11 protein-coding genes are annotated in these 10,027 nt (G+C 70.0%); 4 read left to right on the forward strand and 7 right to left on the reverse strand.

Features of this window, described 5'->3' with window-relative positions; genetic code table 11:
- Window positions 1-178 precede the first annotated feature (178 nt).
- Window positions 179-1,444: an ATP-binding protein gene (locus tag AB0B40_RS37370; protein WP_362268057.1), complete on the reverse strand. Its 1,266-nt coding sequence runs from the start codon at window positions 1,442-1,444 to the stop codon at window positions 179-181.
- Window positions 1,445-1,793: 349 nt separating this feature from the next.
- On the opposite strand from AB0B40_RS37370, the gene AB0B40_RS37375 reads away from it, so the two are divergent.
- On the forward strand, window positions 1,794-2,084 hold the full coding sequence (locus AB0B40_RS37375) for a hypothetical protein (RefSeq protein ID WP_362268059.1): 291 nt from the start codon (window positions 1,794-1,796) through the stop codon (window positions 2,082-2,084).
- Window positions 2,085-2,248: 164 nt separating this feature from the next.
- Here AB0B40_RS37375 and AB0B40_RS37380 read toward each other — a convergent pair whose 3' ends face one another.
- The 3 genes from AB0B40_RS37380 to AB0B40_RS37390 all read right to left on the reverse strand — a co-directional run bounded on the left by AB0B40_RS37380 (window position 2,249) and on the right by AB0B40_RS37390 (window position 5,008).
- A complete protein-coding gene (locus tag AB0B40_RS37380) occupies window positions 2,249-3,628 on the reverse strand; it encodes a hypothetical protein (RefSeq protein ID WP_362268072.1) in 1,380 nt (459 codons plus the stop codon).
- Window positions 3,629-3,837: 209 nt separating this feature from the next.
- Window positions 3,838-4,092 (reverse strand): hypothetical protein, encoded by a 255-nt coding sequence (locus AB0B40_RS37385; protein ID WP_362268061.1) that lies wholly within the window; start codon window positions 4,090-4,092, stop codon window positions 3,838-3,840.
- 745 nt (window positions 4,093-4,837) lie between these two features.
- A complete protein-coding gene (locus AB0B40_RS37390) occupies window positions 4,838-5,008 on the reverse strand; it encodes a hypothetical protein (protein WP_011113206.1) in 171 nt (56 codons plus the stop codon).
- Window positions 5,009-5,264: 256 nt separating this feature from the next.
- Here AB0B40_RS37390 and AB0B40_RS37395 point away from each other — a divergent pair, with 256 nt between their 5' ends.
- Window positions 5,265-5,795 carry a peptidase inhibitor family I36 protein gene (locus AB0B40_RS37395; protein WP_362268063.1) on the forward strand — a complete coding sequence of 177 codons (531 nt, stop codon included), beginning with the start codon at window positions 5,265-5,267 and terminating at the stop codon, window positions 5,793-5,795.
- Window positions 5,796-5,892: 97 nt separating this feature from the next.
- Here AB0B40_RS37395 and AB0B40_RS37400 read toward each other — a convergent pair whose 3' ends face one another.
- Both AB0B40_RS37400 and AB0B40_RS37405 read right to left on the reverse strand, forming a co-directional pair.
- Window positions 5,893-6,444: a helicase associated domain-containing protein gene (locus tag AB0B40_RS37400; RefSeq protein WP_362268065.1), complete on the reverse strand. Its 552-nt coding sequence runs from the start codon at window positions 6,442-6,444 to the stop codon at window positions 5,893-5,895.
- A gap of 57 nt (window positions 6,445-6,501) precedes the next feature.
- The gene (locus tag AB0B40_RS37405; protein WP_362268066.1) at window positions 6,502-7,509 is read right to left on the reverse strand and encodes a Helicase associated domain protein; all 1,008 of its coding nucleotides are present in this window, start codon (window positions 7,507-7,509) and stop codon (window positions 6,502-6,504) included.
- Between the two features lie 161 nt (window positions 7,510-7,670).
- On the opposite strand from AB0B40_RS37405, the gene AB0B40_RS37410 reads away from it, so the two are divergent.
- A complete protein-coding gene (locus AB0B40_RS37410; protein ID WP_362268067.1) occupies window positions 7,671-7,925 on the forward strand; it encodes a hypothetical protein in 255 nt (84 codons plus the stop codon).
- A gap of 72 nt (window positions 7,926-7,997) precedes the next feature.
- Here AB0B40_RS37410 and AB0B40_RS37415 read toward each other — a convergent pair whose 3' ends face one another.
- On the reverse strand, window positions 7,998-8,846 hold the full coding sequence (locus tag AB0B40_RS37415; protein WP_362268069.1) for a helix-turn-helix transcriptional regulator: 849 nt from the start codon (window positions 8,844-8,846) through the stop codon (window positions 7,998-8,000).
- A 138-nt stretch (window positions 8,847-8,984) separates the two neighbouring features.
- Here AB0B40_RS37415 and AB0B40_RS37420 point away from each other — a divergent pair, with 138 nt between their 5' ends.
- Complete coding sequence (locus AB0B40_RS37420; RefSeq protein ID WP_362268071.1) at window positions 8,985-9,764, forward strand: NAD(P)H-dependent oxidoreductase; 780 nt, start codon at window positions 8,985-8,987, stop codon at window positions 9,762-9,764.
- Window positions 9,765-10,027: the final 263 nt, after the last annotated feature.

Below are 10,027 nucleotides of genomic sequence, written 5' to 3' on the forward strand. Positions count from 1 at the left end.
TCGACGGCCGGCTCACCGCCGGACGACGTTGAACAAAACCGACCGAGTTCCACCGTTCGCTACACAGACCCCCGCGAGAGGTGTTGCGTAGCGTTCACTGAGTAGCTGGGACCGAAGACTGCGGTGCCTGAGGCGCGGCTGATCGATTACAGCGCTCGCCGCGCCGGTGCGGCGGCTCTCAGAACGTGGTGACGGTCGGAGCCTGCCGGAATCCGGCGGCGATCTCATGGTGGCGTGCGGGCACCGTGTTCGGGCCGACGCGGACGTAGAACTCCGGGCGCTGTGAGTCACGGTCGCGGTAGGCGTACATCTGGCCCCCGCCGGAGACCTCGATCGCGAGGACCTTCTTGCCGTCGTGGTCGATCACACGTGACTCGTACGGCGGCGCTGGTTCCACGCTGTCCCGGATCATGCCGACGACCTGGAGTTCCTGCTTGTCGACGGTCGGCTTCTCGGGCAGGCCCACGATCTGCAGGTCGTCGCGGACGCCGATCAGGACGGTGCCGCCGTCCTGCGATGCGAAGGCGGCGACGGTCTTGAGCATCTTCTTCCGCGAGTCACCCTCCGGGACCTCCTGTTTGCACTCCAGGTGCTTTCCCTCCCCGTTCGCAAGTAGAAGCTCCAGCTCCGGGCCGGGCTGCTCCCAGACGACTGAGGCATCGCGGGCGCGCCCGTACGTGGGAGCCGGAAAGTGGCGCCAGTCCAGCCACTGCTCCTCGCGGCGCAGCATCAGCAGGCTGTCGCGCGCGAGTCCGTTGGGCAACGCGAAGCGGTGGGCGCCGACGCCGTCGACGGACTGACGCTCGTTGCCCGCCGCCCAGCTCAGCTCCAGTGCCGCGCCGTCCAGGGCCTCGCCGTCGACCACTGCCGTCAGCAGGTCGGGCCCGATGGTGATCCGTGAAAGCCAGCCCGCACGCTGCGGCTGGACGATACGCCACAGGTCCGAGCGGCCCGCGTTGCTGTCGTGGGGGCGCTGGTGGAGGAAGGCGCTGAGGGCCTGGTCGAAGTTCAGGAAAGACGGGCCGTCCCCGACCAGCAGGTCGTGGCCGGGCTGGAGCGTGTTGGCGTCCCGGTTGATGGTCCACTCGGTGCGCGGCCACGGCGTGGTCACCCGGTCCCACTCTTGCCTGCCGCGCAGCCGAGAGGAGGAGGCGCTGGAGGGCGGCGGGCCGGGGGTGACGACGTGGAGACCGTCAACGTCCTGTTCGTCGCCCCGCAGCAGCGCGGCGACCGTCGGGCCGGGCAGGCGCAGTTCCAGGAAGCTCGCCGTACTGTAGTGCCAGGCCCGCTCCGTCACCGGGGCGTCGTGGTCCAAGGTGACCTGGCCATGGTGCAGTTGCCACTGTTGTGCGTCCGCGACGAGTGCCAGCCGGACGTTCACGGCGACGCGCTCGCTGAGCATCGCCACCAGTACGGCCGTATCCGTCTGCCCGTTGTTCGCCATGTCCGGCTCCCCTCTCCCCGCAGCGTGTGGGGCCGAACCAGGCGCATCGACACGGCCCGTGCTCCCGAGCAGGCTACGCCGCAGCTACGTGAACGGAGGCCAAGTGCTGCTGCTCAGCTCAGGCGGTAGCCGAGCAGCTCGAAGCCAGCGGCCGCGGCGCAGTGCGGCGTTGCCCACCCGCTTGGGTTCGATTCCGCGCGTCCGATTCGAACGATCCGACTCGAATTCGAGTCACTCGGACCCCGCTTTTGTGGGGACGCCAGTGCGAGGACGGTCCCATCAGCAAGATGGTCTTGTTGGGCGCAGTTGGGGCTTGAGAGGGGATCGAATGCCTACAGGAGTGGCTGTCGTGTGCGACACCGACGACTGCTTCGCCGTCTACCTGGCGGTGGAGACCGGCGACGACGAAGACGCGCGCTCCGCCTCCGAGGTCTCGCAGCTGGCGCGCGACGCCGCTCAAGGCGGCGGGTGGGTGGTCAGCTTCGGCTTCCGGCAGCCGGTGATGACCTGCCCCGGCTGCGTGGACGGCCGGGGGCCTGTGCGTGAGCGCGGGGACTGCCGGCGGTGCATGGGCCGCATCGACTCGGAGTCCAGGTGCGTGTACTGCCTGCGCCAGGTGGAGCCTCAGCCCGATGCGTGACGGCGGCGTTCCGCCGTCGTTGAACAGCGCGACTCCATACAGCGGGCCCCGGGGATGCCTTCACTCCCCAGGGCCCGTGGTGTGTCCGGACGTGGGTCAGATCTCCCCGGCCGCCGTGGCGGTGAGCCAGTCGGCGGCTTCGGCGTCGGTCATCACTGGAATGGTCATCGTCCGTCGGGGGATTGCGCGGAAGGCGGGAGCGCCAGGTCGAGGAGTGCCTTGAGGGTTTGGCCGTCGAGGCCGCTGTCGAGGTGGAGGGAGCGTCGTAGAAGGTCTCCGACGTCCTTGGGGTCGAGTCCGAAGCGCACACGAGCGTCCAGGCAGATCTCGCCGAAGAGTGCGGGAACGAGTCGGGGTTCTCGCAGGATGTACCAATCGATGAGGTGCACGACATCGCGCCGGATGTCGCCCAGGAGGACATCCTTGGAATCGTCGAGGTCTTCGGCATCCCGGGCGAGTCCGCCGAGGACCGCTTCGATGATGGTGGTACGCACGGCGGCGAGGGGGATGAAGCCGTCGGTGCCGTCGTTGATGGCTACGGCAGGCCACCAGGCCAGGTGCGCGGCCTCCTCCTCGCGCCTCGTACTGCTGCCCCGGGTGAGGAGGCGGTTCTTCTTGGATTCCTCAGCGTCCTCGAGGCTGTTGGCGATGATCTTCGTAAGGCGGTTGTGGTCCTCGACCAATCCCCGGGGCTGCTCGGTGCCGAATGCCGTCGTGGCGGACAACAGCTTCTCCGGGCCGTGGGTCCGGCGGTACTGCTCAGCCCAGTCACGGGCGACCGGTCGCGACCACCGTGGCCCCTCGGCCGTCTCGGCCTGGGGTGGGGGCAGGTACTTCCGCCTGTGCTTCGGATGCGGCAGATCCTCCAGCTCCAGCTTCGCGATCTGCGCCAGGCCGGCGCGGTCGACGAAATGGGCCGGGTCGAGTTCCGGTGCCTGGAGATCGACGGTGCACTGATCGAGCGGCCTGGAGCCGGGCTTGCGGTGGGAGGCCCACAGGGCGAGATGCTCACGCCAGTGTGGCAGCGGTCCCTCCGAGGCTTTGAAGTCGGCGATCTTCGCAACCCGCGCGGTGTGTGACGTCGCCGGGCGGCCCAGGATGTCGATGGCCGTGACGGTGACGGCGTCCGCCACCGGCCGCGCATCGTATCCCTCGTAGGCATGGTCCACGATCTGCTGGGGCCGGTACCAGCGGGTCCCGTCCCACCAGTAGCCGCCATGCCGGTACAGGAACCCGTTGTTCCCGTACATCCACTCGTGGTGCAGGCCGCTCATGTCTTTGTCGTGAATCAGGAGAACGGTCCGCCCATGCTCGGGGTGCTGATGGACCGCCCAGGCGTAGTCACGGTTCTTCGTCTCGGTGGTGAACGCCACCCATCCCCCACCGGGCAGTCGGTCCGTGCGCCCCCACAGCCCCTCACCCTGATTACGGCCCGTCCGCTCAATCGCGTCAGGATTGTCCAGGAGCAGCCGCTCGTCGTTGATGAACGGCAAGCCGGGAACCGGGTGATCGGTGCGTAACCCGTTGGCAACCGGTTGGATCATGCTCACGAAAGTGCCTTCCTTCTGCGGCTCTCGGGCCACCAGGGCGGGTCACACCCCGGCACGCCTGCTCCACCCCGCGGCATCGCCCTCCGCCCTCAGCACCACTCGTATCGCTGCACCACTCGTATCGCTGTCGGAATGCCGCTGGTAGGGGGCCGCGCCGCCTGCTGATCCGATTCTGACGGCATCACCCGAGCGCGTCCGATGAATCACCGAACCCAGGCGTAGTCCTTGAAGCAGGCCGGGCAGGTGCCCGGGTAGGCGGCGCGTACCGAGCCGCGCGGCAGCAGCAGCGGCACCACCTTCTTCGCCGCCGTCTTCTTCGCGGCCGGCTTCCCACCGCCCGCCTTCTTCTTCGCCGCCTGCGCCCGCTTGATCGCCTCGCGCTGCGCCTTGCCGGGCCGCTTCTTCGGCTGCCGCCCGCGTGCCGCCTTCGCGGCCCTCTGCGCCGGGGTCTGTCCCACGCGCGGATCGTAGAGCGGCCTCCTGGCGGGCCGTCGCGCGCCACGCGCACCGGATGGCCGGGGCGGTGGCGCGCTGATGTGGACCGGCGCGCGCATGGTGCGTTGAGTGTGCGCGATGTAACGCACTCCCCCACTCGGTGGAGCGCACCGAGTGGTCTCCACCCGCACCTGGTGCGCTTCGCGATGGCCTCCACTCTCCACTCGGTGCGGACGATGTCGTGCACTCCCACCCAGTGGTGCACCGCACCGATCATCGCGGTGACCGGACCGCACCGGGTGCGTGTCGGCCCCTGCGTAAGTTGCCATCACGCACAGGCGTCACAACGTGACGGCTGCTGGACGCGGACGGCGCAGCCATGCCCGCGTGCGGCAGCGCGGCGAGCAGTACCGCGCGTCGGTGCGCCGGCCTTGAAACGCCTTCTTCGCGGAGCCGCCCTAGGCGAGCCGGTCGGCCTCGATCCGGCCGCGTACAGGTGCCGGCCCCGCTCGCCGAACAGATTCCGCAGCTGCGCCCTCGGGGACCTCAAAGGGCATGGGCAGCGGCCCCGTAGACAGGAGGAGCAGGGTTCCACTGCTGGGTCTGCGGGGCCGCTGTATCGCTCACGTACCCGGCGGTGCGTCCGATAAGCCCGATCCCTCCCAACGGCTCGGCTGGTGACACGTTTTGGGGCCCGGCCGTATCCGGCCGGGCCCAAAAAAACGCCTTACGCGCGTGGCGCGCTGATCGCGCCGGGGTGGGATGCGTCTACCAGCGGTACCAGCGGCCCTTGCGGCCGCCGCTGTCCGCCGTACGGACGACGAAGCCCAGCAGCCACACGACGAGCACGATGACCGCGATCCACCACAGTGCCTTCAGCGCGAAGCCCGCGCCGAAGAGGATCAGAGCCAGCAGAAGAACCAGAAGCAGGGGAACCATTGTTATCAACCTCCTGGCCTCCGCATGCCCTTACATCACGCCTACAAGCACATAAAGTGTGTGTTTCTTTCAGCGGGTCAGGGGCATATGCAAGCGCTGCGTGCCGCCATGCATGGTTCCCCCAGCCCTGTCCCTCACGCACCGCAGCCGCAACTCATGCGATGCGACAACGGCTGGCGCTGGTGTTGCAGCTCGTCTGAATGAACGTCGCCCCTGAGCGGAATGGCGAACCGTTCCGCCTGGACAGACCGACGGCATGAGACTTCCGCGTCTACGGCGCCCCCGCACAGGGGCGAGCGCTCTGCTCGCCGCCGCCATCCCTACCGTCCTGGTCACATCACTGGCCGGCCTCTCCCCCGCCCACGCCTCAGCGGGCGCGCTCGCCGTGGCCCGGGACCAGATCGCGTGCCCTCGCGGGTTCGTATGCATCTACCCCGACATCAACTTCAACGGCCAGCCCTACGTCAAACGCGCCGTCGACGGCTCCGTGCGGCACCTGCCCGACTACATCAGCGGCAGCGGCAGCTCCATCATCAACAACAGCAGCCGCACCGCGCGGGTCTACCAGAAGGACAACTACTTCGGTCGGCACGTCTGCGTCGGCCGCGAGGGCGGCTCCATCGGCGACCTGCGCTCCAGCTCAACGACACCACCCACAGCCTGCGTAACAACGACACCCCCTGTGGCGCCTGACGGCCGCCCGAAGAAGGACGGGCCGACATGCCGCCTGCGCCCCGGCCGTACGGGTGGGGCGCAAGTCCGGCGGCGCGCGGAGGTCCGCCGGTAGATGGGCGGAGGGCGTCAACCGAGTCGGGGCAGGGCTTACGCCAGGACGGCCGACACGGCGTCCTCGGCCGTCCAGTCCCCCTCGAACAGGGCGGCGATCAGGCGTACATGGTGGTCGGCGAGCTGGCTGGAGCGGTGCTTGGTGCGGGCCTTGGCGAGCCAGGCGCCGATCTTGACGGTGTCGCCGTCGACGCGGATCGTCTCGCGGGCGGCGGGGGTGCGGCCCTCGCGGTGCAGGTAGAGCTCCAGGAGCTGGACGGTCTCGGCGAAGGTGCGCGGCGTGCGCGCCGTGCGGGGACGAGCGGGTTGGTCTCGGGGGTGAGGCCGAGGGCGGTCATCAGCTGTTGCTGGCCGGGGGCGAGGGCGGGCCAGGTGGCGAGCTGGCGGTGCAGCCAGGAGCCGATCTTCACACCGGCGAGCTGGGTGTCGCGGGTGAGGGTGGCGGGGTCGGCGCCGCCTGCGAGGTGGGCGCGCAGCAGGTGGTACTTGCGGTGCCAGTCCGCTCCGTGCGGCAGCCGCCAGTCGGCGGCGAGGGCGGTGAGGGCCTCCACCCGGGCGGCCTCGAGGGTGTTCCTGCTGGCGAGGTGGCGTTGTTCGGCGAGCCAGGCCCCGACGGGGGTGGTCGCGGGAGCGGCGAGGTGACCGTGCATCCGGTGGTAGTCGGCGGCCGCGGCGAGACGGGAGCGCCAGGCGGCCTCGTGCTTGTCTCAGATCATGCCCAGCGCGTCGAGCTCCGCAATCCAGTCGGCGTCGGCATCGGCGTCGAGGCGGCCGACTTTCGCCGCGTCGCGCATGGTGGTGATGAAGGTGCCGAGCCGGTAGCCGGTGGGGTCGGTGTAGTCGGCGGGAACGTCGAGGTGACCGTACTGGTCGCGGTAGGAGCGGGCGGCGGCCAGTCCGAGGCGGCGGGAGCGGGAGACGCCTTGGTCGCGGGGGTCGAAGGAGACCAGGTCCATCGCCTGGGCGATGCGCTCGGGGTGGACGGTGAAGTCGAAGTGCCAGCGGCGGGCGATGACGTCGCTGGTCTCGCGTGGGAGGCGGTTGGCCTTGTCGGGGAGGCGCTCGAGGATGCGGTGGTCGTGGCTGGCCAGCGCGCAGGCGATCGCCCACACCGGCTCGTACGCGGTGCCCAGGATGTTCTCGCTGTCCGTGCCGGGCGGAATGTAGACGGGGACGATCAGGGAGGCGATCTTGCCGGAGACGTCCAGGCGCAGGGCGCGGCCGAGGGCCTGGACGCAGCGGATGACGCTGCGGGTGGGGTCGGCGAAGACGATCGCGTCGACGCTCGGGATGTCGACGCCTTCGGCGATCAGCTTCGAGTTGGCGAGGATCGCGGTGTCGGCGGCGGCGAAGGAAGCGAAGATGCCGGCGCGCTGGGCGGGGGTGTGCTCGCCGTGGGCGAAGAACAGCTCCGGGTCGATGCCGGGCGCGAGGCCGGGGTCCGTGCGGCGCAGCAGGCGCAGGGTGTGCGCGAGTTCGCGGGCGAAGCGGCGGGCGGCTCCGCCCCGTCGTAGCCCGCGGGTGGGATCGCCTGCGCGGCGGAGACGTACCGGCGCTCGCCCCGGAGCACGGCGCCGGGACGCCGGTCGTCGTCCTCGTGGACGTCCCTGTGGTCCACGGCGGGGACGGGCACCCGCCTTCCCCACACCGGCGGTACTGCCGCGCCGGTCCTTCCCGGCGCTGACCGCCTGCGCCGCGGCCCTGCTGGTCCGCACGTGTTTCGACGACGAGGAGGGCTGGCGTGCCCTGCTTGAGGAACTGGGCGGGACGGACGAGGACGGCTGGGTCGGGACAGGCCCCGACGCCGACCCCGACCCCGACCCCGACGAGATCGACATGGAGGACTGTCCGCTGACGGCGCTGGTCGTCGACGACCGTGCCTTCGAGGGCCTCGGGCCGGGCCACGTACCGGCGTTGGTCCCGCCGGAGGCGCACACCCCCCCTGGTCGTACTCGCCGACGCGAGGACCTGCACCGAGCCCGGCCGCCCGCTGACCGTCGTCGACCTGTACGACACGCCGGGACAGTCCACCGTCCTTCCGTGCCGCGAGGTCGGATCGATGGCGTGCAACCTGGAGATCAGCAACATGGACTTCCACGAGTTCGTCGCGGTCGAGGCCGTGGAACCGTGAGGGGAGAGATGACCGGCGCAGTCGCCGAGCCACCCCACGCAACAGGCACCCCGCCGCCCGGAAATGCGGGAGTCACTCCGGGACTTCCGCGTTCACTCCGAAGCGCGCGTCAGCGCTGTCCGTGCCCAGGCTCGCGAGCAGGCGCAGCCCGTCCTCGGCGGGGCTGCTGGGGGCGGCGGACAGCACCAGCAGTTCCATGCCGGATTCATCCGGTAGCGCGAAGTTCTCCTGGTGCAGTTCCAGCAGTCCGACGAGCGGGTGCCGGTACGCTTTGCGCCCGTGGGTACGGGCGCGCACGTCCGCGCGGGCCCATAGGCGGCGGAAGCGCTCGCTGCCCATCGCCAGTTCGCCGATGAGCGAGGCCAGGCCCGGGTCCTCGGGGTATTTACCGGCGGCCAGGCGCAGGTGGCCGACCACGTCGACGGTGCATGTCTCCCAGTCGGCGTACAGACCGCGCTCGGCCTCCTCCAGGAAGATGTGCCGCGCGGTGTTCAGGCCCGGCAGCGGCCGGCCGAAGAGAAGCTCGGTGAGGCGGTTCCCGGCGAGCACGTCCAGGCGGTGGTTCGTGATCAGCGCGGGTGTGTCGGAGACCAGGGCGAGGACCCGCAGCAACTCCGGCCGGATGCGCCCGCTCGGCGCCTTCGCCCGGCGGCGGTGCTGCCGGGCGAGCCGGTCGAGGTGCCCGCGTTCGGTCTCGTCGAGGCCGAGGACACGGGCGAGCGCGTCGAGGACCTGTTCGGAGGGCTGGGTCGCGCGGCCCTGCTCCAGCCGTACGTAGTAGTCGACGCTGACGCCGGACAGGTGCGCGACCTCTTCCCGGCGCAGCCCTTTCACCCGGCGGCGGCTGTCGGTGGGGATCCCGACGGCTGCCGGGTCGACCCGGGAACGCCGGGTCCGCAGGAAGCCCGCAAGATCGTCCATGTCCACAGTATGGCCCCGGTGGCGCCCGCGAAGGTGGCCCTGCCGGTACCAGGAAGTCCCGTCCGGTGGAAGAGGCGTCCCTGAACGCAGGGTGCCGCAGCGTCCAGGATCGAAGGCATCCGATCCGAAGGAGTCCCCATGAAGACGCTGATCGTCTACGCCCACCCGGAGCCGAAGTCGCTCAACGGCTCGCTGAAGGACCTGGCTGTGTCCACGTTGGAGAGCGTCGGGCACGAGGTACGGGTGAGCGATCTGTACGCGATGAACTGGAAGGCGGTCGTGAACGCCGAGGACTACGGCCCCAGCGCCTCAAGGCCGCTGAAAGTCGCCCTGGACTCGGGTCGGGCCTTCGACGCCGGGACGCTCACCCCGGACGTCCGCGCCGAGCAGGAGAAGCTGCTGTGGGCCGACACGATCGTCTTCCAGTTCCCGCTGTGGTGGTACTCGATGCCCGCGATCCTCAAGGGCTGGGTGGACCGCGTGTTCACCTACCACTTCGCATACGGCGTCGGCGAGCACAGCGACACCAAGTACGGCGAGCGCTTCGGCGAAGGCACGCTCGCGGGCAGAAGGGCTCTGCTGTCGGTGACCGCCGGTGGCCCGGAGTCGCACTACGCCGCTCGTGGGATCAACGGCCCCGTCGACGACCTGCTGTTCCCGATCCACCACGGCATCCTCTACTACCCGGGCATCGAGGTGCTGCCCCCATTCGTGCTGTACGGCACCGACCGGATGACCGAACAGGACTACGCGGACGCCGCCAAGGCCTGGGAGCAGCGCCTGCTCACCCTGGAGTCGACCGAGCCGATCCCGTTCCGGCGGCAGAACTTCGGCGACTACGAGATCCCCTCGCTGCACCTGAAGGAGGGGCTGGAGCCCGCGGGCCGCACGGGGTTCGGGCTGCACCTGCGAGGCTGACCACCGGCGACGAACACGACGAGCGGGCAGTGAACCCGGTCCGTCAACTGAAGCTCGGGCTCGGGCTCGGACTGTGGAGCAGGGGTGCCCTGGCCCGCGTAGCGGGCGGTGAGGGGCACGAAGACCACCACGATGAAGCCTCCGTACGGCGACAGACCGAAGGCCGTGGAGAACCCACCTTTTAGGCTGGCGTGTTGACTGATGAGCAGGATTCGGTGCGGCCGTCGGGAGTGTGGGCCACGGCGGTGGGGGTGGCCCGGGTG

The sequence above is a fragment of the Streptomyces sp. NPDC042638 genome (assembly GCF_040647235.1).
GTDB classification, from domain to species: domain Bacteria; phylum Actinomycetota; class Actinomycetes; order Streptomycetales; family Streptomycetaceae; genus Streptomyces; species Streptomyces rameus.